Annotated in this window: 19 protein-coding genes and 1 riboswitch; of the genes, 3 read left to right on the forward strand and 16 right to left on the reverse strand. The window is 38.7% G+C overall.

Features of this window, described 5'->3' with window-relative positions; translation table 11 throughout:
- Position 1: 1 nt before the first annotated feature.
- From thiM to BUF11_RS18270, 5 genes are all read right to left on the reverse strand, one after another.
- A complete protein-coding gene (gene thiM / locus BUF11_RS18250) occupies positions 2 to 832 on the reverse strand; it encodes a hydroxyethylthiazole kinase (RefSeq protein WP_073590435.1) in 831 nt (276 codons plus the stop codon).
- Between the two features lie 148 nt (positions 833 to 980).
- Positions 981 to 1,088: riboswitch (TPP riboswitch) on the reverse strand.
- Positions 1,089 to 1,574: 486 nt separating this feature from the next.
- The gene (locus BUF11_RS18255; RefSeq protein ID WP_073590303.1) at positions 1,575 to 2,003 is read right to left on the reverse strand and encodes a hypothetical protein; all 429 of its coding nucleotides are present in this window, start codon (positions 2,001 to 2,003) and stop codon (positions 1,575 to 1,577) included.
- Positions 2,000 to 3,523: a Y-family DNA polymerase gene (locus tag BUF11_RS18260; protein WP_073590304.1), complete on the reverse strand. Its 1,524-nt coding sequence runs from the start codon at positions 3,521 to 3,523 to the stop codon at positions 2,000 to 2,002. The genes BUF11_RS18255 and BUF11_RS18260 overlap by 4 nt, the downstream gene beginning before the upstream one ends.
- Positions 3,524 to 3,655: 132 nt before the next feature.
- Positions 3,656 to 3,985 (reverse strand): DUF7677 family protein, encoded by a 330-nt coding sequence (locus BUF11_RS18265; RefSeq protein ID WP_073590305.1) that lies wholly within the window; start codon positions 3,983 to 3,985, stop codon positions 3,656 to 3,658.
- Positions 3,986 to 4,023: 38 nt separating this feature from the next.
- Positions 4,024 to 4,392: a hypothetical protein gene (locus BUF11_RS18270; RefSeq protein WP_073590306.1), complete on the reverse strand. Its 369-nt coding sequence runs from the start codon at positions 4,390 to 4,392 to the stop codon at positions 4,024 to 4,026.
- Between the two features lie 636 nt (positions 4,393 to 5,028).
- On the opposite strand from BUF11_RS18270, the gene BUF11_RS18280 reads away from it, so the two are divergent.
- Positions 5,029 to 5,367: a four-helix bundle copper-binding protein gene (locus BUF11_RS18280; RefSeq protein WP_073590308.1), complete on the forward strand. Its 339-nt coding sequence runs from the start codon at positions 5,029 to 5,031 to the stop codon at positions 5,365 to 5,367.
- A gap of 296 nt (positions 5,368 to 5,663) precedes the next feature.
- On the opposite strand, the gene BUF11_RS18285 is transcribed toward BUF11_RS18280, so the two are convergent.
- The 5 genes from BUF11_RS18285 to BUF11_RS18305 all read right to left on the reverse strand — a co-directional run bounded on the left by BUF11_RS18285 (position 5,664) and on the right by BUF11_RS18305 (position 11,129).
- Entirely contained in the window at positions 5,664 to 6,626 is a 963-nt protein-coding gene (locus BUF11_RS18285; RefSeq protein WP_242952408.1) for a fumarylacetoacetate hydrolase family protein, read from the reverse strand.
- A 163-nt stretch (positions 6,627 to 6,789) separates the two neighbouring features.
- The gene (locus tag BUF11_RS18290; protein WP_073590310.1) at positions 6,790 to 7,434 is read right to left on the reverse strand and encodes a TetR/AcrR family transcriptional regulator; all 645 of its coding nucleotides are present in this window, start codon (positions 7,432 to 7,434) and stop codon (positions 6,790 to 6,792) included.
- 318 nt (positions 7,435 to 7,752) lie between these two features.
- Complete coding sequence (locus BUF11_RS18295; RefSeq protein WP_073590311.1) at positions 7,753 to 8,778, reverse strand: NADH:flavin oxidoreductase; 1,026 nt, start codon at positions 8,776 to 8,778, stop codon at positions 7,753 to 7,755.
- Between the two features lie 184 nt (positions 8,779 to 8,962).
- Positions 8,963 to 9,772, reverse strand: coding sequence for an EFR1 family ferrodoxin (locus BUF11_RS18300; protein WP_073590436.1), 810 nt, complete (start codon positions 9,770 to 9,772; stop codon positions 8,963 to 8,965).
- A gap of 148 nt (positions 9,773 to 9,920) precedes the next feature.
- Complete coding sequence (locus BUF11_RS18305; protein WP_242952409.1) at positions 9,921 to 11,129, reverse strand: NADH:flavin oxidoreductase; 1,209 nt, start codon at positions 11,127 to 11,129, stop codon at positions 9,921 to 9,923.
- Positions 11,130 to 11,322: 193 nt separating this feature from the next.
- On the opposite strand from BUF11_RS18305, the gene BUF11_RS18310 reads away from it, so the two are divergent.
- Positions 11,323 to 11,865, forward strand: coding sequence for a TetR/AcrR family transcriptional regulator (locus tag BUF11_RS18310; protein ID WP_073590312.1), 543 nt, complete (start codon positions 11,323 to 11,325; stop codon positions 11,863 to 11,865).
- 168 nt (positions 11,866 to 12,033) lie between these two features.
- Here BUF11_RS18310 and BUF11_RS18315 read toward each other — a convergent pair whose 3' ends face one another.
- The 4 genes from BUF11_RS18315 to BUF11_RS18330 form a co-directional block, all read right to left on the reverse strand.
- The gene (locus BUF11_RS18315; protein ID WP_073590313.1) at positions 12,034 to 13,311 is read right to left on the reverse strand and encodes an MFS transporter; all 1,278 of its coding nucleotides are present in this window, start codon (positions 13,309 to 13,311) and stop codon (positions 12,034 to 12,036) included.
- A 47-nt stretch (positions 13,312 to 13,358) separates the two neighbouring features.
- Positions 13,359 to 15,095 carry a carboxylesterase/lipase family protein gene (locus tag BUF11_RS18320; protein WP_073590314.1) on the reverse strand — a complete coding sequence of 579 codons (1,737 nt, stop codon included), beginning with the start codon at positions 15,093 to 15,095 and terminating at the stop codon, positions 13,359 to 13,361.
- A gap of 244 nt (positions 15,096 to 15,339) precedes the next feature.
- Complete coding sequence (locus BUF11_RS18325; protein WP_073590315.1) at positions 15,340 to 17,778, reverse strand: glycoside hydrolase family 3 C-terminal domain-containing protein; 2,439 nt, start codon at positions 17,776 to 17,778, stop codon at positions 15,340 to 15,342.
- A 63-nt stretch (positions 17,779 to 17,841) separates the two neighbouring features.
- Complete coding sequence (locus tag BUF11_RS18330) at positions 17,842 to 18,969, reverse strand: alpha/beta hydrolase (protein ID WP_073590316.1); 1,128 nt, start codon at positions 18,967 to 18,969, stop codon at positions 17,842 to 17,844.
- Between the two features lie 165 nt (positions 18,970 to 19,134).
- On the opposite strand from BUF11_RS18330, the gene BUF11_RS18335 reads away from it, so the two are divergent.
- Positions 19,135 to 20,346 (forward strand): AraC family transcriptional regulator, encoded by a 1,212-nt coding sequence (locus BUF11_RS18335; protein WP_073590317.1) that lies wholly within the window; start codon positions 19,135 to 19,137, stop codon positions 20,344 to 20,346.
- A 41-nt stretch (positions 20,347 to 20,387) separates the two neighbouring features.
- Here BUF11_RS18335 and BUF11_RS18340 read toward each other — a convergent pair whose 3' ends face one another.
- Positions 20,388 to 21,902 carry an NAD-dependent epimerase/dehydratase family protein gene (locus BUF11_RS18340; RefSeq protein ID WP_073590438.1) on the reverse strand — a complete coding sequence of 505 codons (1,515 nt, stop codon included), beginning with the start codon at positions 21,900 to 21,902 and terminating at the stop codon, positions 20,388 to 20,390.
- 7 nt (positions 21,903 to 21,909) lie between these two features.
- Positions 21,910 to 22,923: an NAD-dependent epimerase/dehydratase family protein gene (locus BUF11_RS18345; RefSeq protein WP_073590318.1), complete on the reverse strand. Its 1,014-nt coding sequence runs from the start codon at positions 22,921 to 22,923 to the stop codon at positions 21,910 to 21,912.
- Positions 22,924 to 23,294: the final 371 nt, after the last annotated feature.

Below are 23,294 nucleotides of genomic sequence, written 5' to 3' on the forward strand. Positions count from 1 at the left end.
TCTATATCTCCTTTTGCAAAACTTCGTACTTTGCACCCTTTTCCAAGGTTTCGCCATCCATATGATAAATCGCATCAATAATACGATTACGATAAGTTGAATTGCCATCCTCCGGTTTCATATAGCTCCAGGCAATTTCACCTGCAAGCCCCATGGCACATACAGCAGCAGCTGCTGCCTTTAGCGGTTCATCCGGATTTGCTGTAAGAAATGCAGTCATCAGTCCGGAAAGCTGGCATCCGGTTCCGGTAATACGTCCCATTTCAGGTCTGCCATTACGAATAACATAACAATAATGCCCATCAGATACCAGATCAATTGCTCCTGTAACAGCAATCACACTTCCGATTTTCAAAGAAAATCCTTTTACAAATGCAACAGCATTTGCTAGATTATCCTCTGTTACTTTATCTGCTATATCGGCATCAACACCCTTGGTGCTGCCACTGCCTAAAGCAAGTGTCTTGACCTCGGATATATTGCCTCGGATGGCAGTAAATTTAATCTGCTTTATTAATTCAAGTGAAGTATTTGTCCGCAAGGTGCTTGCTCCCGCTCCGACAGGGTCAAGGAGCACCTGGTGATGCAATACATTTGCCTTTCTGCCTGCAAGAAACATTGCTTCAATTGACCTCTGATTCAAGGTTCCAATATTAATATTCAACCCTCCGCAGATGCTTGTAATCTCCTCTACATCCTTTGGTTCATCTGACATAATCGGACTTCCGCCACATGCCAGCAGTACATTTGCTACATCATTTACAGTGACATAATTGGTAATGTTATGAACCAGCGGCATTGTGTTTCTTACATTTTCCAAACAGTTCTTCATTTTATGTTTTCCTTCCCTTCTTTTGTTTGACTGGAAACTATTCCCTGTATTTTTCCCATGTCCTTCCGCCCGGCAGGATTTTTTTCGCAACAGGATTATTCCGGTTGCATAAAAAAACTGCATATCACCAATATAGTGATATACAGCTTATACTCTGCTTTATGATCCCTACGTTGGCATTATCCAAATCAGGTTATGGGTCGAAGCAGACCAGCTTCCTCTCAGCCCATTACTATGAGCTCCCCTGTTTAAGTTTTCAATCCAAGAATAATAGTATAGCTTTTTGCTATGGAATTCAAGACCTAATTATGAAAATATAGAAAACTTGGAACATACTCTCTTTACGTTTCATATTTTTTCCAGAAAACGCTTTCCTCATCAAAACCACCAATGCGGCAACCTTCCCATATTTCATACTGCTATTCATTTTATGCCCAATCCTGCATAGCAATATCCAATCGAAAACACGCCAAAGTCATCCTTCTACACCTGATATATTCTGCAATTGGTGTTCCTGTCAGAAAAGAGAGTAAACGCTGAAAGTGAAATACGGATACTCCCAGCATTTTTGCTGCTTCATCATACTTAATATCATTACACATATTTTCTTCAATATAATTTATAAGATAAACCCGAGTCAAAAATCAAATTTAATATCAGGAAGCAATGTCTCAAATAAATCAAAGACGATAACTCTAACTTTTACTATAAGATTCCTCCATAAATTCTTATTTATCGTTATTCATCCATCACACATAGTTTCGAATATCTGCCCATCTATGCTAATTATTTCATCAATGAGGATCGCTGTACCGTCAGTCATAACAACCACCCGTTCATATAAATCTATCTTTTTAGCCGTACCGGCAGCAGTAACATAGGCACCGCCATTCTTCTTCGCATCCGGCTGAAAGTAGGTAATTACGATTTCAGGATGCTCTTTGATCCGATCTGCTATGATTTGCAGCCTTTCGCTCAAAACGTCCTTCATATATTCGTCCAATTTTACTCTCTCGTCAGTCAGTCTTGCGGTTTCTTTGATGGCGGCATCATAGCCGGTCAGTGCGGCGAAGGGGGAAAACTGAGCTGCTCGGTCAATAGCTGTCATATGAGGACGTGTCGCAGAGACATGGTGTGGTAGATTAATAATATCTTCATATGTCTTCGTCATGCTTTGTGCCCTCCAATCTGCCTGTTCCGGTCTACTGTGGTAGCGCCTTCCTCCAGATTCATTCCCTTTAGAATGGCGTTCTTGCCGTGCTTCTTTTTTATCTCCAGCATCGCTTGCTGCATCTTTTTTTCTCGTGCAAGCTCGGCTTCTTCCTCCTCTTTTTTCGCCTGTACAGCCGCGTAATCCGTAAAAAGATCAAGCTGTTCAAAGTTGTCCGTCTTTTGAATAGCTGCCTCATCAACAACATGATTTGCTGTGATGTTGACTCTTCTAATCAGGAGATTTTTATCAACGATGCGTTCAAACAGCTCTGTAACGGCATCCAGTATTAGCTTTGTAGAGGAGGTCTGCCTGCCAAGATTTATTGAACCATGTGCGGCTTTCGGAAGGTTGCGTCCGTAGCGGTCAGTAGTGATTTCCCCGTGATATGATTTCTTTCTCTCCGGGTTTGTTAGATTATCGATATCATACCCGACCGTCAAAACAAGCTGGTCGGTCACAAGCCTTTTATCCACCAGATCAAGTACCAGCAGATCAGTCATTTCCCGCACGATCAGCTTCGCTTTGTCAAAAGCATAAGCACAGTGCAGCACCTGCCCTGACCCAATACTGTTTGTGCTTGGTTTATACGCTTTAATATCGGCAATTGTGCATGGCTCCCATCCCCACGCATGGTCGATCAGCAATTCAGCGTTGATGCCAAACAGCTTGTACAGTAAATCCTCGTTGTAGTAATCGGCAGGTTTACCGAGAGAGCAGCTTGCAATATCTCCCATCGTAAGGAGGCCATGCTCCTCCAGTTTCTTGGCATATCCCTTTCCAATGCGCCAAAAGTCTGTTAGAGGCCGATGTGACCACAGGGAGCGACGGTAGCTCATTTCGTCCAGCTCGGCAATACGCATACCGTTATTATCAGCCGGTATGTGCTTTGCCTGAATATCCATAGCAATCTTACTAAGGTACAGGTTTGTGCCAATTCCTGCCGTTGCTGTAATGCCGGTTGTTTTAAGTACATCCATGATAATTTTCCTGGCAAGCTCACGGGCTGAAAGATTGTAGGTGTTCAGATAATCGGTGGCGTCAAGGAATACCTCGTCGATGGAGTAGACATGAATATCTTCGGGCGCGATGTACTTCAAATAGATATTATAAATCTGTGTGCTGTACTCTATATAATACGCCATCCTCGGTGGAGCAGCAATGTAGTTCAACTTAAGACCCGGTGAAGATTTCAATTCAGTATCGTTGCAGGAAATGCCGGAAAAAACTCGCCCCGGTGCTTTGCGCAGCCGTGCCGCATTTGCTTCCTTGACCTTCTGTACGACCTCAAACAGCCTCGCCCTACCGGAAATACCGTATGCTTTGAGGGAGGGAGAAACGGCGAGACAGATGGTTTTTTCGGTGCGGCTTACGTCAGCGACAACAAGGTTAGTAGTCAGCGGATCAAGCCTTCGTTCAATACACTCGACCGAAGCGTAGAAAGATTTTAGGTCGATTGAGATGTAGGTTCTGTTCTTCATGTTTATTCTCCGGTCTCCTCCTTCAAGAATTATCTGCTCGTCAAAATTCTTGTTAATTGTTATTTCTGTTCAATAAGTCTCTGTTTTGAGAGATTGTGGGCTAATGTGTTCCTATTATGTTCATTATTTATATTATTTTGCGTAACTTTCCTTACTTACAGGATAAAGCTCTGTTTCCCAGCTTTCCAATGGTGGCTGAACAGTATAACTAACTTCAAAGTAGCTTCTAATATACTGTGCTGCCCGTTGCTCACAATATTTGTAATTTATAACACTTCCATCTTTGTCCAGCTCCAAATTATTCATAAATATTGCAAAAGCCTGCTCCACAAAACTGCTTTCCTCTTTCATTGTGGAATCAGTATAATCAATTCCCTCTAAAATAGGGTAGCCCAATGTTCCATGCGCAAACCAATAACTGAATTGGCGAACAGCGCCACTAATATACATACTGACTTTCAAAGCCTATAGCCTCCATTTCTCATTATATAAATTTGAATTTACTGCGTTCGTTTCGATATTTCGTTCTCTATAAAGACTTTGGAAATATACATTGCACTTATGATAGGGTCGAACCGCCTGTATTGAACAGTTCCCTCACCATACTTGATTTGAGCTTTCTCGGTTTTGTTTATGATTGAAAGCACAGGTGCTAATGCTTTTTCTAAATCTGGTTGAGTATACATCCCAATATTACTATCATTTTCTATCAAATCCTTTGAAATATACAAAGCTTTAATTCTATTCTTTAAGAGAGAATACTGTGATGTACCTTCTCCAAATTTTAATTGCATCTTTTCACACTTGTCGATGGTAGAGGATATGAGCTGTAACGCAGCATCTAATTCTTTTTGTGAATAATTTTCCACGTATTTCTCCTTTAAATTTGAAATTATAGAAATGTCTTAATTCTCTTTTACAAAATTGAGAGCTATGTCCACTTTGCATAATGCTTATTTTGTGTGTTCTAAATCAATTATCAGTTTGCAGAAAGTTGGCTGTCAATATTTTCTTTGGTAAAATCGTACCAAATTGCATCTTTTTTGTCATCTTGACTTTTTATAAAATTTTCCAATGTTCCAGTTCAGCATAACGTGTGCGCTATTAACTGCCTGGATTGCACCTTTTCGAGCAGTTGAAATCATATCACTAATTTTATTACAAATCTCTTCGTAATTTTCAGGCCAAGAGAACTCTGTTTTTTGAAATTGAACATCAGGCAGCGTCAAATGAAATTACATTGTTAACCCTCCTGATCTTTTAATCAAAAATTGTAAACAATAAAACCCTCAAGTGCCTTTGCATTTAAAGGCTTTGTTCATTACAATTTTCTTTTATTATAGTTGCCGGAAATTGAACTGTCAAATTGAATTACAGCTCAAAATATTTTATCTGCTACTCCCTTACACCCCATATGCATTCCTTTCTCATATCGAATAAAAAATGAATACTTTTGCCAATTACACAAACAATACTAAAAAATAGTGCAAAGGAGTTATTGATAAATGAGTATTGTAGGAAAACCATTAAACAATTATCAGCAGTGTATTGATGTGTGCCTGCGTTGTTTTCAGGCATGTCACGAGTGCGCTGTATTATGCTTGCAGGAGCCAGATGTTGCTCAGAGAACCACCCATATTGCTATGATGATGGAGTGTGCGAGTGTCTGCAAGGAAGCAGCTTGCCTGATGACAATGAATGCAAAGCACGCCAGGGAATTCTGTAAGATATGTGCTACCATCTGTGAAGAATGTGCTACAGGATGTACACAATTCAAAGATGAACACTGCCAGCAATGTGCTGATGAATGCAAAAAATGTGCCGTAGAATGCAAAGCAATGTAAGATAAAAGTTAAACGGAGAGAGTTTCAAGTTCCGTGTAAACTCTAAAAACTAATGTAAAATATGTTGATAGTTATTAAGGGCAGAACCAGTTTCTTTTGGTTTCTGCCCTTGTTTGTATTATAAAACAATTTTTGGACATGCCAAGAAAACTATCGGAAAATCCTGATATAAGCGTTTTTCCTTACGATAAAAAATTCCGCCATGGTAATAGCGGGTGCGCAAATAATTATTATAATGTTTGAAATTATTATTTCTCGTCTTCTGTAAAACATCTAAATTCTGAAACACTTGGTATTTACAGCAGCTTTCTGCTAATGAAATTTGTCAGGCTGCCTACTCGGTCAATTTCTAGCCGAATTACATCTCCATCTTCCAAAAAAACACCATTCTCCATTCCACAACAGTTCGGTATCGTTCCAGTTGCCATAAATTCTCCGGCATACACTTTTTCTCCTTTAGAAGCATAGGCAATTGCTTTTCCAACTGAATGATAAAATTCATTCAGCTGTCCTTCTGCGATTTTCCTGTCATTTATATACACTCTAGTCTTTAATGTATCCAGAACCGGGAGTACTTGATCTGCGGTAACGACCACAGATGAAATTGAACTTGCAAAATCTTTGGCTTTGCATGGTCCAAATCCAGTTTTCTTCATTTCATCTAATTGTACATTACGCACACTAAAGTCATTAAATACACAAAATGCACCGATTGCCTCATAGCCTTCCTGCTCAGTAGCATTCAATATATCCTTGCTGATAATTATCCCTAGTTCCAGTTCATAGTCCTTTACAGTAGCATATTGAGGAAATGTTATAGATTCACTATCACCTACAAAAGAGAGGATATTTCCTTTGTAATATACCGGATTGTCATACCATGGTTTTTGAGGATGAAAAGTGGGAAATGGTTTTCGTATGAAAGCTTCATAAATTTTTACAAAAGGCATCACCTGTGGCATCCAGCGTTTCGTAAATTCACGGGAACTGTTAATTAAATGCCTTTCGCAAAGCATGAAATCCCTATAAAACAATGGTTGGAATGGTATTATCTCTTCACCTTCCAAAGTAATCTCTGCATCATTTTCTTTGGCAAGTCGAATTAATTTTTCCAGCTCTGGCTGAAGAGTATCTATGTTTTTTAAAAACCCAATGAGATCATCGGAGACTCGTTCCAGCATATTCCGCTCCTCTGTTCCATTATCTGGTACTGCGTCCAATACTGCACGAAAGGTAATCCATGCATTATCTTTCCACACACAGAGAGAGTTCTTTTCACTCTGTTTCATCCTGATTTTTTTTAATCTCATACTATTTTACATTCCTTCCTTTGATATATATTTAATATTGAAACGCCGCATATTTGAACATGTTCAAATATGCGTAAAAGAATATCCACTTTAAGCAAAGTGGATATTCTCTTTAATCAGTAAAACCTTCTTCTCCTACCATAAAGGCCATATCAATAATATCTTCATACATTTCATGAATTCGTCCAGTAACCTGTTCTATTTCGATCTGATTAACATTAAATGTGCTTAAGCTAATTTCCAGAAAAGTGTTCAGCATCTGTTCATATGTAATATCCCTTTCCAGACAGCAGCTTACAATACAACTGCGCATTGCACCCTTTATCATTAAAGTACGGATATAATAATCTTCCATGGTGAAATTAGGATTATATTTCCGAAATAATTCATAAGATCTTTGTGAGGCACACATGGTCAATTGCTCTAGTATAGCATTGGAGCTATAGGCTTCATAATAAGATTCACACACTAATTTGTTCATTCTAACTGCTCTTAATTCTATTGCACACATAACAGCATACCGTAAAGCAGGACTTTCTTTTTCATCAAAACGTTCGTTCACCAGTTTTTCACACCGGTTAAACAATTCCAGAACTAGTGCTTGAAAGATATCTTCTTTATTTTTAAAAAAGTGATAGATACTTCCAGTTAACACCCCCGTTTCTTCCACAATTTGCCTGATAGTTGTTTTTTTGTATCCCTGCCTGGCAAATAATTCTTTTGCCGCCAGTAATATCTTACTCTTTACTTCTTCCAAATTTTCACCCCTGAGTGTTTGTTTGAACATGCTCAAATCGATAATAATATTATACCCTAATACTTATTTTGTCAAGGGCAAATACCCCTTAATCTTTACTGACGCTTTAATGTAACATCCCTCCGGGATAACTACTACAATCTATTAACTTTCTATAGTCCTTGGGCTGCAAAAGACAATAATATATACCCTGCAAATTTCATTATCTTTACCTGTCTTATCAAAAGCTCTACTATTTACCGTTCAATATAACATATCCGAGGCTGTAAATGCCACTTAGAATAGCTATGCTGTGATTTGAGAGTATAGACTGATGAGCTAATTAAGAATACATCTTTTTTTGCCTGCTATGAAGCATTTATTGCAGCTTGTGCAACGTGATTTTAGCTGGCCACTATTAAGCTTTGTAATTAGATCTGGTTCACTAATAAGAGGTCTGCACATCGATACCATATCTACTCCTGCATCCAGGGCAGCTTCCATATCATTAAAACCGCGTATACCTCCAACAACTATAACTGGAATATCTGTCTCTCCTTTTATTTCCATAGCCGCTTCAACAAAGTAATTGTGATCCGAATACTTCATATACTTATAATTAGAGCCACTAAATTCAACCGCTTCAACACCTAATAGCTTAAACTTAGGCATCATTTTCTTTAAATCATTTACATAAAGCTCATTTTCTTCGGCTGCACTTGTATTTATTTTCACAAAAACAGGGAAGCCTGTACCGCATTTATTTTTAATGCCACATATGATTTCTTCAACAATTAAAAATCGTCCTTCTGAGCTTCCACCATATTTGTCAGTTCGCTTATTAAAAGAGGGCGTTAAAAATTGGCATAATAAATAATCATGAGCACAGTGTATTTGTACACCGTCTAGCCCCGCTTGTTTAGCACGGAAAGCGGCACTTATAAAATCATTTTTTAAAGATTCTATTTCTGCTATAGTCATTTCTCTAGCTTTCTTTCCAGGTTCAAACTCAATTGCAGATGCACTTATTTTATCTTCTGAGTACGATTTTGCTCCCGCATGATTGATTTGTGCAATCACTTTTGTTCCATAGGGTCTGATTCCAGGCAAAATCCTGTTGACACCATCTATATGGAAATCTTCTGATAATTCATTTGAACCAGGTGCAGCAATACCCCTTTTAGATACGAAAAATTGACCAGCAATAATCATGCCCACTTCATTTGCTGCAAGTTCTTCGAACATCTCCAGTTCTGCTTCACTAATTGTACCATCCAAATTTCCTAACATACTGTGTGTTGCCGATCGCACAATTCTATTTTTAATGGTCATATTTTCCAATTTGATTTCACTAAATACTTTCATATTAATCCTCCATTTCGCTTTATCAAAATTTCATTTTCGTGGTACTGTTCCGTAATAGCATTTCAAGGGTCTCTTTTCAGGACTTAGTATACAATAGTTACAATGTATGCATTTTGACTGCCTTGTTTGCCTTCCCCTTAAATACACCGCCCTTATCGGCATGAAGCATAATCAACATTTATTTCTATTCAGTATAACCATTTAGTGCCGCCAAATCTTTCCATGAGATATCAGGATGGACATAGCGTCTTCTTTTTTGCGTTTTGTTCTTATAATTGATTGCCTTTGTGGGGCAGTTTTGAATACATGCAACGCATTGTTCACAATGGTGCCGAAACAGAGGTTTTCCGCCTTCTTCAAAATCAATGTTGTTTACCGGACAGACCTTCATGCAAATACCGCATTTCACACAATCATCTGATACATTAAACTTTTTATCCATATTTGGTAAAAAGTCGGGTAAAAAATGACTAAGGGCTATATTAGATAAGTGCTGGACAGGATTAATTGCAATATTAGCTTTTTTGTCAATCTTATCTTTAATCATTTTGATAATTGGTTGCAAATTCTTTGCCGATTGATAGACTATTTCTTTAGCGGCAGATTCCATTTCATATAAAACGACATAATTTGCAAACACATCAAGCTTTGCACCATAATTAAGAGCGGTACCCTTGGTTTTCAGTATCCTACTTAGATGCCTGGTTGAATTGCCGCCGCGGGAGAGCTTGCCACAAGTTGAAACCGCAAAAGTATATAAATTTTTACTCTTTGAAAAATCAAGCCGCGAAACAAATTCCCGCACTTTTAAAGGCAATCCCCCACCATAAACCGGGTATACAAACCCCACCCTGCAATATTCACCTGATAAAAGATATTCGCTGTTACAGCCCATAGACACAATTTCACAATTTTGCAGCTCTTTTGCGATTTCTTTCGCCACCCATAAGCTGTTGCCTGTACCTGAAAAAACAAAGATAATATTTCTTTCCATTTCATAAGCCTCCAATATTGATGAAACCATTTTGGTTACAACAAATGATATAAAAATGTATGTGCCGAGCGTATTTTCCATGTTCGTTTGCGCTTCCATAAGCGGTACGGATAGTGCGTCATGTATACTTGCTCTAACAGAGCACTTTTCATTGGGGTTGTTGTGGCACTGTTCCGTAATAGCATTTCAAGGGTCCCTTTTCAGGACTTAGTATGCAATAGTTACAATGTATGCATTTTGACTGCGTTTGTTTGCCTTCTTTGAATTTATTAACTAAATCTGGTTCTATTATAAATGCGCGAGACATTGAGACTAAATCACTCTTATCTTCGCTAATAATTGCTTCAATTTCATTCAGCGTTGTTATCCCACCTACTACAATAACAGGAATTTTAACTGCTTTTTTAATGGCAGCAGCTGCGTCTAAATTATAAAGTTTATGTGGTTGCGGTTGTGGTACGGCTTTCTTTGCAGCAAATCCAACAACGGACTTCATGAAGCCTGGAAGTCTTCTAAGTCTTTTATCTTGTGCAATAACCATTTGCCATGGAACTTGACCACGCATTGTAGACATTCCAGCCTTTAATGTTCCGTTGGATACCTCTATTCCCTTGCAACCTACCTGTTCAAGTAACTTCGCAATTTTTATGGACTCTTCTATAGTCATTCCATTTTTAAGTGTTTCAAACCCGTTAAGCTTCACAATTATGGGATAATCACCCACCTCTTTTTTGGCTTTTTCAAATATTTCTTTAATGATTCTGAATCTATTTTCTGTATTACCACCCCATTTATCTCTTCTTTTATTCATTCTTGGTGAAACAAACTCTGAGAGTAAATACCCATGTGCTATATGAAGTTGAACACCATCAAAGCCTGCTTCCTTTGCATTTCTTATGCCTCCTGCAAAAGCTTCAATGACTTCATTTATTTCAAGCTCTGACATCTCCTTTGCTTTGTAATCACTTATTTTTGATGGGGCAACAACCGGCATGTGTGAACTTTCTCGCTTTGCCTGCCCCCCGCAATGGTTCAACTGCGCTATAATAGGCGTACCAAATTCGTGTACTCTGCTTGTTAAATCTTTAAAACGATCCAGGCTCTCTTGATTGTTAATCATAGCCATAAAATCCGTTGATTTTCCTTGTTGATTAACGCCTATAAAGCCTGTAATGATACCACCCACACCTCCTTTTGCTAAAGCGATATGTTTTCTGATTAATTGTTCTGCCGGTTTGCCTTGCTCATCGCTTAATCCCTCGAGTGTTGCAGATCTTAGTATTCGATTTTTAAAAGTAATTCCATCCAGTTCAAATGGTTCAAATATAGTGCTCTTTGTCATCGTCTCACCTTCCATAATATTTTTGATAACTCCTTCTTATTCTTGTTAAAAATGACCATGCTTGACAATTATCAGATAATAAACTAATATCTGATTATAGACTTGAGTCTATTATATTGATACGGCTATTATTCATCAACCACCAACATTTAGCCTTTCGTCTATAAAACAACTTAACTCTTCAATTTGTCTATTAAGGAGTACAAAAATGGGAGACAGACGTATAAAAAAAACAAGAGATTCGATACAGTTAGCTTTTGCAAAACTCTTGACAGAAAAGAGCATGAAAGATATAACAGTTAAAAACTTATGCGAAACTGCAAACATAAATAAAAGTACCTTTTACTTGCACTACACAGACATTTATGACTGTGCAGACTGCTTAAGAGATACTATTATAGATGAGTTTTGTGTTGTTATAGATCAATTTGAGTTTGAAGATATTATTGATAAATTCGATATTTTCTTAGTGAGTTTGATAAATATGTTTGAAAAAAACCGAGCACTTTATATGCCATTTCTTAAATCGCCAAGTCTTGCATCAAGCTCTTGTAAAATGAAACAACTCATGATCGAAAAAGTATTGGATAAGGCCACTTGTATGAATCGAGAAAATATGACTCATCGATTAACGGTTTCTTTTATTATCAGTGGCTTAATTAGTTTATTAGAGCAATATGAGTTCGCAGAAATAGAATCTCAAACGATTTCAGCATTGGCGTACAAAGTAAAAAATGGTTTTGCAAGTTAATTCAATCATGTTATGATAACGCGACATTTTTATTTTAAATATAAAAACAGACAAAGGGGGTGAATCTGAAAGAGATTGCATCCCCCCTTTTTGGTGTCCGGGCTAACGTTCAGTTCAGCAGCAGTTTATACTTCTGAATGAACCATATATCTTACCTCTTTATTCTGTTTACACTATCGTTTTAGCATGAATATTTGTTTCCACTTCTCTTTCTGACTTCAGCTTATGACCCACTTCAGGTATAGGCCGAATGGTAAAGATTCCTATAATCGGCATGAGCGCAAGGAATATGTAAAAGAAGTTCCACCCCCCAACCGAAAGAAGCAGCGGTGCTATTGCAGGCACCAGCGATTGCGGTAAGCAATTGGCGACATTCATGATTCCAAAGTCCTTTGCAGTATCCTTTTTATTGGGAAGAACGCGGGTAACCATAGCCGTATCCACCGCCATAAAGCAGCCACCGCCTATACTAATCATCACTGCTGCTGCAAAGAAGCCCGTAATGTTTGGTATAACGTACATCACAATACCGATTGTGATAATAACGCTGGAAACATAAAGGAAGACTTTTTGCTTTCTGATTTTGTCTGATAAAAAACCACCCGCAAGGCTGGCAATAGCGGTGAAAATAAAGCCGATAATCATTATTGTAGAATAAGTGGCTGTGATCTGTACCTGATTCATATGCATGCGGTCACCCAGCATAACGGTCAGATACAGCGAACTGGCATAGCCCATCATCAGCAGGAACTTCGAGAATAAAGCCCATGTAAACTCAGGATATTTTTTGGGATTTGGGAAAACCCTGCTGAGTCTTTCACCAACGGAGATTTTATCACTCTTTTTCACGAATTCCATCTTGCCTTCTTTTATAATAAATAAACTGATAATTGGCCCGATAACGCCAATACATGCGAACGTGGTGAACTTAACTGCATCGGTGGCATTGACGATGACATTAATCAATATCATTCCTGCAGTCATAAAAACTGGTACGATAACACCAAATATACCTGACATAGTACCGCGTTTGGATTCCTCAACCTGATCGGGAATCAAAGCCGTATAAGCCGCCCAGCTGAAATTAAAGAAAAACTGTGATGCTGACCATGCTATCACTACGCCTAAAACGGTTTTCGAGAATAAAACACACATGATACAGAATGAGCCAATCAGAGAACCCACTAAAATCCAGAGACGGCGCCTTCCGAAAGCCACATTGCTTCGATCGCTGATGGCACCGCCAATCGGGTTGCCGATTAAAGCAAAAAATGCACTTACGCCTGCCACCAGACCATAGGATGTGGCATAACTCTTAGGGTCTATAGCCATAACCCTAAGTGGCACCAATAGTGCGGCGGTGGTCATGAACCCCATGAGCATCAGCCCATAACCAATAAAGATACCCGCGACCAATCGCGGAAAAGGTGTTTTAATTGTTTCCATAAAGTTTTTCTCCTTTGTTGAGTTAACTATAGATAAAGATATCTTTATTATTGTTGTAACAAACCGCCCAAACCGCCTCCAAGTGAATCAATAAGACGTTTTACTATGTCTATTACTTTTTGAGGCTGAGATAATATATTTCCAACTACATCCGATATCTTAAGTTCTGTGTTTACCATCTTAATATTGGTATTTGTTAAAGTAGCATCCTGGATAATTGCTTTATCCCAGCCATTGAAACTGCACCATCTCTTCCATTCAACGGCGGTATTACTCAAGCCTTTTCCAGGATCTCCAGTACGGATAAACTTAGCAAAATAATCGATTATAGTATTAGAAAGTGCTTGAGCCCCAGGCAAGTTTTCTGTGGTAAATAAGCCACTATATGGATTAGCATCCTCAACCGGAGCATTCGCTATAAGATCTATATTACCCATATAGAAAAATATATCCAATCCATGCATGGCTCCATATTTATATCCTTTATCTCCTGGAAGTACACTGGAGCCATCAGCCTCGATTGTGCCCCAATTGAATTCATATGCATATACTGGCGGATAAAACCATTTTGAAGCTATATTATTGGCAATATCGTCAACTCCCATGGCTTTCCACAATAGGTTGACATGTTTTGTAACAGGACCATAAACTGTAGGATCTTTGTCAAGACCGCCCAACATAGATAGGAAAAGCTTGACTTCATCCTTGGTGCTGCCTATCATTAGAGGGACTTTATTCGGGTAAGTGCCTAATGCAAAAGCAAGGTGACCTTCAGGAACTATTACCGTACCATCCGAATAGTTTGTAGGCCATATATACATACCCATCATTGGAGAGCTTGTATATTGTTTCATCAGCTCTTCCGGAGTTTTAGACATTAAGTATGCAGATATTTGTTGTTTGCTCATACCTAACATTTTTAATTGTGCGCTGGTTGTATCTGCAGCAAGACCATCTTGAACCAAAAGTGAAGCTATAAAATTATTCGAAGCAACCTTTGCAAGATCCATGGGTATTCCCTGTGGAATAGCACTGCGTACTGCTGCTTTATGGAAAAGACCTTTTGCCTCTGGAGAAAGTAACAATGCAAGTGTATTAAAACCACCAGCGGACTCTCCGGATACAGTTACGTTACCAGGGTCTCCTCCAAAATTGCTAATGTTTTTATTAACCCATTTCAAAGCCTTAATAATGTCAAGCAAACCAAAGTTACCTGAATCGGTTAGTGGATCACCAGTTTTCAGAGCGTCATTGGCAAACCATCCCAGTATACCCAACCTGTAATTTATTGTTACGACTATAGCATTCGCTTTATGCGCAAGATTATCTCCCCAGTATATTGGATTACTGCTTGAACCGTAAGTATTAGCCCCTCCATATATTTCAACAACTACAGGTAAATTTGTTTCTGTTGTATCTGGGCGCCAAACATTTAAGTAGAGGCAGTCCTCGGATCCAGCTATTTGATTTCCCGTACCACATTGCACTGATGAGTTGCCAAATGAAGTGGTGTTTTTTATGCCTGTCCAAGGTGTCGGTTCTTGCGGCGCTTTCCAGCGAAGATCACCCGCAGGAGGGGTTGCATAAGGGATACCTCTCCACACAAGTGTATTGTTAGAATCTGTTGTACCTTCAATAGTTCCGGCAGTTGTTTGTCTGATTAGTTTAGAATCACCTGTGTCTTCAGCAGATGCAACGGCATTCAAATCCAAAAATGAAAAGACGAATAGTATAAGTATAACAATAGAAGTAATTTTACATAATATCGATTTCTTTTTATACATAATCTCAATCCTCCACTCTATTTTTTTCATACGGTCAAGTTATGGTTTTCTTTGCTATATGTCCTAAGCTGGTTAAGCATCATCAAAATAGACCATATCCATATTTATCTCACCATCCTTTCGATTAGAGTATTATGTCAAATTCATCTAGTTAATAAGTCCCGTTCTCTATTTAACTATATTGAGTCATTAACCTTCTTGGGATAAACCTTACTTGGCTTCCGGTAAAGGCTGGTACTGTGTTTTATTTTTTCATCAACCCACGGATTCCCTTTAGGATATGCCCATTCATTATATCTATGAGTCCCTTAACCATTCTAACTGATAACTTACCTTGTGACAGCATACCCAGCTGACGCAGGGGCATATCTACTGCCATTTCCTGTATCATCTTTACAATGTCACTTGAATTACCTTCGCCCCCTTCGAACATTTGCATTGTCGACTTTTCTATTTGCTTATTCATCATACGTCCAATCCAATGAACCCTTATTTCTCCCAGCGTAGAATTGAGCGTAAAGGGTCTTGGGCTGCGCTCTTGTGGTACTTTTCTTCCTAAAACTGCCTCAAATTGTTCTTTTGGAATATCATAAGTTCCTGGTTGTAAAAGACTGTAATAGCCCGGTGCTGCTGCACGATAATCAGGTATTGCTCCCTCTTGTCTGCTTTCAATGGTAACCGTATCATGCAATCGTATATCTCTTGATGATGCACCAATTTCAATCCTGTAATCACCACTTTCCACAAACCAGTCTTTCACATTAACGTTATAGTAAGCAAATGCACGCCTTTCCAATGTAAACGTAACGGTTTTACTTTCATCTATCTGCAATTCCACTTTTGCAAAATCTCTAAGTTCACGAACAGGCTTAAAAACAGTACTTTCCGGTGCTGAAATATACAGCTGAACGATTTCCTTTCCCGCCCACTTTCCGGTATTGGTAACTACCAGCTCTACTTGAAGTGTATCTCTGTCTCCCATCTTCTTTGCACTAAGCTTTAATCCCGAATAGGTAAATGCTGTATAGGAAAGTCCATGTCCAAACGGATACATCACTTGTTTTTGCGCTTTATCATAGTATCGATATCCTACATAGATACTTTCCCGGTATTCAATATTACCTCCTGTACCAAAATGAGTGATACTAGGGGTATCAGTAAGTGATAACGGATAGGTTTCTGCCAGTTTGCCGCAGGGACAATAATCCCCAAAAAGCAGATCATATGCGGCGTAACCACTGTTTTGTCCGGAAAGATTCATCAAAAGTATGGAATCCACTTTGTCACGCCACGGAATATTTACAACTCCCCCTGCACTTATGACAGCTACTATCTTTTTCCCTGTAGCAATGAGTTCTTCTATCAATCCAGTATGTGCCTTTGGCATATTTAAATGAGTGCGGTCAAATCCCTCACTTTCATAGCTATCCGGTAAACCGACAAAAGCAAATATCACATCTGCTTCTTTTGCTACTCCGATTGCTTCGGTAATCAACGCTTCATTCGGTTCATCACTCGCGGACGAATAACCTGGTGCAAAAGAATAGCTTATATTTTCCGCATCAAAGGCATCGGTTACAGAAGTAATCCGGATTGGAGAAATCCTTGAACTTCCTGCCCCTTGATAACGAGGAACTTTGGCAAATTCACCAATTAAAGCAATCTTTTTATGCTTGTCTGCCGGCAGGGCATTTCCTAACTTCAGCAGCGCTGCACTTTCACGTGCAATGCGCCTTGCCAATTCATTATGTACTTCGGCATCATAAGGTGTTGTTTGTGTTTTCTCTGCCTGTAGTGCGATAGCCGTCATACGAACTGCACAAAGATCAACCAGCTTTTCCTCCAATTTCCCTGCTCGAACCATATCAACAATCAATTGGTCCGAAGCTCCATCAAAAGCCGGCATCTCCAAATCCAGTCCTGCCAAGATACCTTCCGCCCTGTCATTCATCGCTCCCCAGTCAGTCATAATGGCTCCGCCAAACCCCCATTCACCGCGGGGAATGTCTGTCATAAGACGCTTGTGTCCTGAAGCATAAATATCGTTAATCTTATTATACGAACACATCAATGTCCAAGGTTGTGCTTTCTTTATCGCTATTTCAAATCCGGTAAGATATATTTCCCGGAGTGCCCGCTCATCAATTACCGAATTTGAGACAAGACGCGCTTTTTCCTGATTGTTTGCAAGATAATGCTTCAGGCTGGCACCTATGTTATTACTCTGTATTCCACTAATGAGCGCCGCAGCCATTTCTCCCGTCAGAAGCGGATCTTCTGAAAAGTATTCAAAGTTACGGCCGCAAAGCGGACTTCGCTTTATATTGGCTCCCGGCCCCAGAATTACAGCAACCTCCTCTTGTACACATTCCTCTCCAAGTGCCATACCCATTTCGTATAATAGATCACGGTCAAAGCTGCAGGCTGTTGCTACAGCCGTCGGGAAACAGGTCGCTAATACCGAATTATTTATACCCAGGTGATCAGAATCTCCTGCTTGTTTGCGTAAACCGTGGGGGCCATCCGTTACCATCATTGATTTTATTCCAAGTCGTTCTATTCCTTTTGTATGCCAGAAATCCTTTCCCGAACAAAGACTGGCTTTTTCTTCGAGAGACATCTGCTCTACAAGTTCCTTTGCTTTAGGTAAAACACTTTTTAACGTATGATTGCCTTTTTCCATGCAAACTCCTATCTGCGCTCCTTTGCGCAATTACTAACTTCCGATTGCCTTCTGATTTTCAAACTATAAAATTTCTTTCATATAAGAAGCAATTTCTTTCATGCAGTCTTCAGCCTGTGGTATTACTCCGATTTGATCTGCAAACCCATGCCCTATTCCGCGATATATTATTGTCTTTATTTTTCTTCCGGCTTTTGCAAATGTCCTGGCATAAGCAAAATCCTCAAATACTAAGAAATCATGTTCTCCAAAAATCAATAAAACAGGAGGTAAATCATGCATATCATCCAATAATGGAGATGCATAGATATGGTCTGAATTTAAGTTCCCTTGCAAATAGACCTGCTCCAGCATATTGATGTCACCACCGCCATCCAACAGACTGTTCATCATAGACAACGTAGCATCTAAAACTTTCCCATGCTTTTTACTGCGCTGATATTTACTTAAATCCACACCTTGATAAAATTCCGTTTTCTTTCCCGAAATGTTGACTGCAGGATAGATTAGTACCTGAAGTTTTACCATTCCGGTTTTTTCTTCCCTGTCGCGCAAGGTAACTGCTGCTGCCAAATTCCCACCGGCACTGTCTCCGGATACTGCCATTTTATTTTTATCAGCACCAAATTTTTCCGCGTTGTCATATGCCCACTTTGTCGCAAAGAAACAATCATCAAAAGGCTGTGGATAGTGATTTTCCGGACATAGACGATAATCAACATTAAAGGCTGCACAATCAATATTCTGTACCAGAACTTTGCACATCTGTTCTACAACATCGGCAGAACCACCGAAAAATCCACCACCGTGATAGTAAGCAAACATTGGTAAATTTGTGCCGGCGTTTGTTCTTTTATACACTCGAACCGGTACTTGATAACCATCTGCGCTGTTTACATTAAAATATTGTGTGGTAACCCCCTCTTCAACCAGCTGGATTCCCTTATACTCATTAAACATCTTTCGCATAGGCCTTATTCTTTCCAAAATACTTTGATTCTTTTTTGGCTTTGGCATAAACTTTACCAGCATGGCAACGTTCTTCATGGATTTATAAAGCCGTGGATCCATATCTCCCGGTTCTCCGCCTTCTGGAATGGGCTTGACCAATACTTTAATACCATTTACTACTTCCTCTTTTTCATTTTGTTTTAGTGCTTCTAAAAGTTTCTCATGATATTTTCTTTTCATATAGTCTGTTCCTCCTTTTCTGCTCTGCTATCCATTTTGGGTTAAATATTATTACAGCGATATATTTACTTAATCATATTTTATATGTTAAAATAATTCTTGTATTTCAAAATTGTTCTACAAATTATATAAAAAGTCCAAATCTGAGAAAGCGGGGGAATATACATGAATTTGAATAAATTAGAATATTTAAGTAAAGCACTTGCCAAATCCACAAGTGCTTCTGTCCGACTTTACCAAAAAGAAAATCAAGTCTACTACTATTCGGTATATCCCATGAACCCGGATCCTTTTCTGCTTTATGAGAAAGATATGCTACAGTCTGAGCAAACTGCCGGTATCATTACTACTGACTTATTTCAATTCTATGGTTATGTTTCTTTGGATGGTGATTATCGGCTTGTGATAGGGCCTTCTTCCATTTTAGTGAAAGATAAAAATAAATTGGATAACCTTTTATTTTTATTAGATGTAAAAGAAAAATATCAGGAAGAATATATTGGTAAACTAGAGTGCGCTCCCTCTATTTCTGCCGAACGGATAGGATGGCTCCTTTCCTTTATTGCTTCCACGCTCAATAAAGATCCTCTTTTTGTAGAAGACGTATTTGTACAAACCAATTCAGAGAATCATCAACATGAGTTCATGAATAGCAGTGTACAGAATACACTGACTTTCTCTGATGAAAAAGAATCCAGTGCCCTTGTTGTAGATAACTATCAAAATGAAAAAATGCTATTGTTCTATGTAAAAAATGGCCAGTATGAAACCTTAAAAGAATTATTAAGTGCCTATCCAAAAATAAAGGCCGGAACAATGGCCAATGATACCTTGCGCCAACTTAAGAACATGGGAATTTGCTGTACTACCGGGGCTTCCCGTGCCTCAATTGAAGGGGGATTAAATGTCCAGACTGCACTTCATTTATCGGATTTGTATATTCAAAAGTTTGAAATGCTTCGTGACTCCGCACTCATATACCAATTAATCAGGCAAATGTTATTAGATTTTACCGAACGTACAAACCAGGCAAAATATAATTGCAATAACTCCTCTAAATTATTTATAAGATGTGCAAATTATGTTTCCGAAAATTTATTTAGCAATATCAAAGTGGAAGAAATGGCTGCCGAATTCGGCATGTCCCGTTCCCGTTTGTGTAATCAGTTTCATGAGCGAACCGGTGTTACCTTAACACAATATATTTTGCAGCAAAAAATTTTGGAATCTCAGCGTTTATTGCAGTTTACTAACAAAAGTATTTCTGAAATTGCATTACATCTGGCTTTTTCCTCGCAGAGCCATTTTCAAACAGTGTTTAAAAAATATACCGATATAACCCCAAACAGATTTCGAGATGCTAAATCAGATTTATAATTGCTTAGGATTTGTTATTTATAAACTTTCACACTCTCTATTTAGGTATACTCAAGTTCATTAACCTTCTTGGGGTAAACCTTACTTGGTTCATTTTGACTATGAAGCGGATACCATACTTGAGCAAAAAACTCACTTCTTTTTGCAATTTCATGGTAATTCCAGCTTTCTCGTTCACACTGTGGACACCAATGTCCCCCTTCCAATATAAGCCTTGGGCTTGCCTCAAAGGAATGTCCGAAAGCACACTTGAAACTAAGCCCTGTCCTCATATCACCCATGGTCATATTGTCAGACATGCATTTTCCTCCACGGAACGCAGCTGCTTTTTTTAAATCTTCAATATCAAGCATACTCTCCGGCTTTGTTTCATCATAACCGTGATCTATATGTACTACCCTGTCATAATCTGAATATGGCTTAAAATCCTTTATACTTGGTGAAATAGCATCTCTTGCCTCCTTGGAGATAAAGAAGGGTTCAATGTAATCAAGCTTGTTGTTTTCTACCCAGAAAAGCGGACCATGTTCTGTTCTTGCCGTTTTCTCAAATTGCTTTCTTACAGTACTGCCAATAAGCTTTTGCCCACCTGGGAACCTTGTAATTATTTTAGCCGCCCTAATAGCACTTGGATTGTTTTTCTTGTAAAGATCAGTAAAATATTCTGTACCGTGGCTTCTGAAGTGTAAATAGTTCTCCAGTTTATCCGAATCCAAATAGTATTGACCATGGAAATTTCTTGTAGCAAACCAGTTTGCGTCAAGGGCATACTCCAATTTAGTAAGTCCCATCACTTCAAACATGTCTTTAAACATTTGATACGTATTTAATCTTGCCTTTTTACCTCCACCAATGTTGTATATATGCCCCCAGAAGTCTTCCGGCAGATCATCACAGATATTTTTCAGAAGAACACCCGAGTCATGATCACTCACATATTCAAGCACATTGTCCAGGCAATTGTGAAACGTGATACCATCATTTATTTCTACCATATGTTGAGAGAATATACCGGTCTGTCTTAGAGAAACCCAATACCGCAATCCAGATTCAATGACAGCTCTTTCGGCTGCAATTTTCGATACTGCATAATAATCATGAACGCTTGGCTTGATAGGATCTCCCACTCTGCCCCAATGGATCGGAGGCATCCTATCTCCAGTCTGTGCAACCGTTCCTATATAAACAAGTTTAATACTGTCACGATTCGGACTTTCTTTTATAGCGTTGATGATATTCACGGTTGATCCATAGTTAATTCTCATAGCTTGCTCCGGGTGATAATCAGCCTCCGGGGATACAAAGGCAGCTACATGCAGTATAATGTCCGCTCCATTAACACATGTTTTAACATCATTATAATTAATCAAATCGCCCCAGACTATTTTCAGATTATCGAGACCTTCATATTGCTTAAGCATTTCCTTATCCTTTACTGATGTTCTCGCTAATATAACAATGTTATATTTTGATGGTTCTTTTAGCAGCTCTTTTAAACCGCAAGAACCCATATTGCCTGTTGCTCCAGTAAGAAAAACTGTTTTCTTTTTTGACATAATATCTTCACTCACCTTTCATGCTGATCGTCTTCTGTTTTCCATCCAAAACTTCCATGCAAAGTCTAACTGATTCACCGATAGCCTTATCAATATCATCTCCTTTTACACCCATCTCTTCTACAATTATTTTTTTATCAATAAACGCCCGGTTGGTCATTATTTCAACCAATCCAATGGGATCAAGCCCTGGCTCTATGCCCTTTTCCTTATATTCATTTATGATAGATCTCATCCCAAGCCTGTATAAAAATTTTGGTATCGTTATGATTCTCTTATCCGGAGTACCCATGTGTTTGTGCATGATTGTAAGCATTTCCTTCCATGTGAGATTAAAGTAGCCTACAGGATAATTTTTCCCACCTTTGCCGCGTTCAAGGGCTCCTGCAATGCACTGGCCGACTTGTCTGACTGTAACCATGGCTGTTCCCCCCTTAGGATAGAAAGTGGAACCTTTCATTTTACTTATCTGTTCAATTAAAAAAACCCATACCGGCTTACGTCCTGGCTGAGTACCGAATATGTATGGTAATTCCAAAACAGATACATCCATATTTTCATCTGCAAAGGATAATGCCATATTGGCTTGATCTACACGGCTTCTTATGTAGGGATGGGTATCATATAGCTTTTGACCTTTCCATATCCTGTTAAAATAAGCAAAGAATGACCCCAGCACAACAGCATGCTTTACTCCGACCTCCTTAGCAATTCTTAGCAACCTCTCCAACGGCTTTATATTGTACCTATAAAACGTATCATAAATTGGTGCCGGCCCTTCTACCCTTTCATCTACTCCAGCCGCAAAGACAAAACCTTCACAGCCCTTCATGAAGTTTCTAATTTCTTCATCGGTTAATTCCATATAGTTGCCAAAAAATAACTTCATTCCCGGTGGCAAACTTACACCCTCCGGAATTGGAGGCAATGCTATTGAAGATACCTCATGCCCCCTACGAATCAATTCTTTTGCCCCTTCTAAGCCAAGTAAACCTGTCCCGCCTATCATAAATACTTTCATGCTACTGTTAACCTCCCTTTATTTTTTCTTTATAATATAAAGAGTATATTTTAGACGTGTTTCTTCATCATTCTTGAATTTGCCACTATAGTAAGTCTCTTCATAAGGAGAGGACGGCCGTGGGGGGTGAGTTAAACCGACATTAACCGGCAAATACAATAAATTTAGAATCATGTAAAATATAATATAGTTATTTTATAGGATAATCGTATTATAGTATTTCAAATATGTTAGGAAAATTATATTAATATAAAAAAATTAGCTAAAGGAAGAACCATGAATATTTCAGAATATATCTATTTATGTAAAAAGGGGCCATCGCACTGACTTCTACTGCGATGGCCCCCATATTTTATAGTTTGTTTATTGCA

The organism is Anaerocolumna xylanovorans DSM 12503, assembly GCF_900143645.1.
Taxonomy (GTDB): domain Bacteria; phylum Bacillota; class Clostridia; order Lachnospirales; family Lachnospiraceae; genus Anaerocolumna; species Anaerocolumna xylanovorans.

What these genes read in the sequence shown, in the direction of transcription:
- BUF11_RS18260 (WP_073590304.1), bottom strand. Translation starts at nt 3,523, where the DNA reads ATGAAGAACAGAACCTACATCTCAATCGACCTAAAATCTTTCTACGCT.
- BUF11_RS18325 (WP_073590315.1), bottom strand. Translation starts at nt 17,778, where the DNA reads ATGGAAAAAGGCAATCATACGTTAAAAAGTGTTTTACCTAAAGCAAAG.
- BUF11_RS18345 (WP_073590318.1), bottom strand. Translation starts at nt 22,923, where the DNA reads ATGAAAGTATTTATGATAGGCGGGACAGGTTTACTTGGCTTAGAAGGG.
- thiM (WP_073590435.1), bottom strand. Translation starts at nt 832, where the DNA reads ATGAAGAACTGTTTGGAAAATGTAAGAAACACAATGCCGCTGGTTCAT.
- BUF11_RS18300 (WP_073590436.1), bottom strand. Translation starts at nt 9,772, where the DNA reads ATGGAAAGAAATATTATCTTTGTTTTTTCAGGTACAGGCAACAGCTTA.
- BUF11_RS18305 (WP_242952409.1), bottom strand. Translation starts at nt 11,129, where the DNA reads ATGGAAGGTGAGACGATGACAAAGAGCACTATATTTGAACCATTTGAA.
- BUF11_RS18310 (WP_073590312.1), top strand. Translation starts at nt 11,323, where the DNA reads ATGGGAGACAGACGTATAAAAAAAACAAGAGATTCGATACAGTTAGCT.
- BUF11_RS18335 (WP_073590317.1), top strand. Translation starts at nt 19,135, where the DNA reads ATGAATTTGAATAAATTAGAATATTTAAGTAAAGCACTTGCCAAATCC.
- BUF11_RS18255 (WP_073590303.1), bottom strand. Translation starts at nt 2,003, where the DNA reads ATGACGAAGACATATGAAGATATTATTAATCTACCACACCATGTCTCT.
- BUF11_RS18295 (WP_073590311.1), bottom strand. Translation starts at nt 8,778, where the DNA reads ATGAAAGTATTTAGTGAAATCAAATTGGAAAATATGACCATTAAAAAT.
- BUF11_RS18320 (WP_073590314.1), bottom strand. Translation starts at nt 15,095, where the DNA reads ATGTATAAAAAGAAATCGATATTATGTAAAATTACTTCTATTGTTATA.
- BUF11_RS18315 (WP_073590313.1), bottom strand. Translation starts at nt 13,311, where the DNA reads ATGGAAACAATTAAAACACCTTTTCCGCGATTGGTCGCGGGTATCTTT.
- BUF11_RS18330 (WP_073590316.1), bottom strand. Translation starts at nt 18,969, where the DNA reads ATGAAAAGAAAATATCATGAGAAACTTTTAGAAGCACTAAAACAAAAT.
- BUF11_RS18340 (WP_073590438.1), bottom strand. Translation starts at nt 21,902, where the DNA reads ATGTCAAAAAAGAAAACAGTTTTTCTTACTGGAGCAACAGGCAATATG.
- BUF11_RS18280 (WP_073590308.1), top strand. Translation starts at nt 5,029, where the DNA reads ATGAGTATTGTAGGAAAACCATTAAACAATTATCAGCAGTGTATTGAT.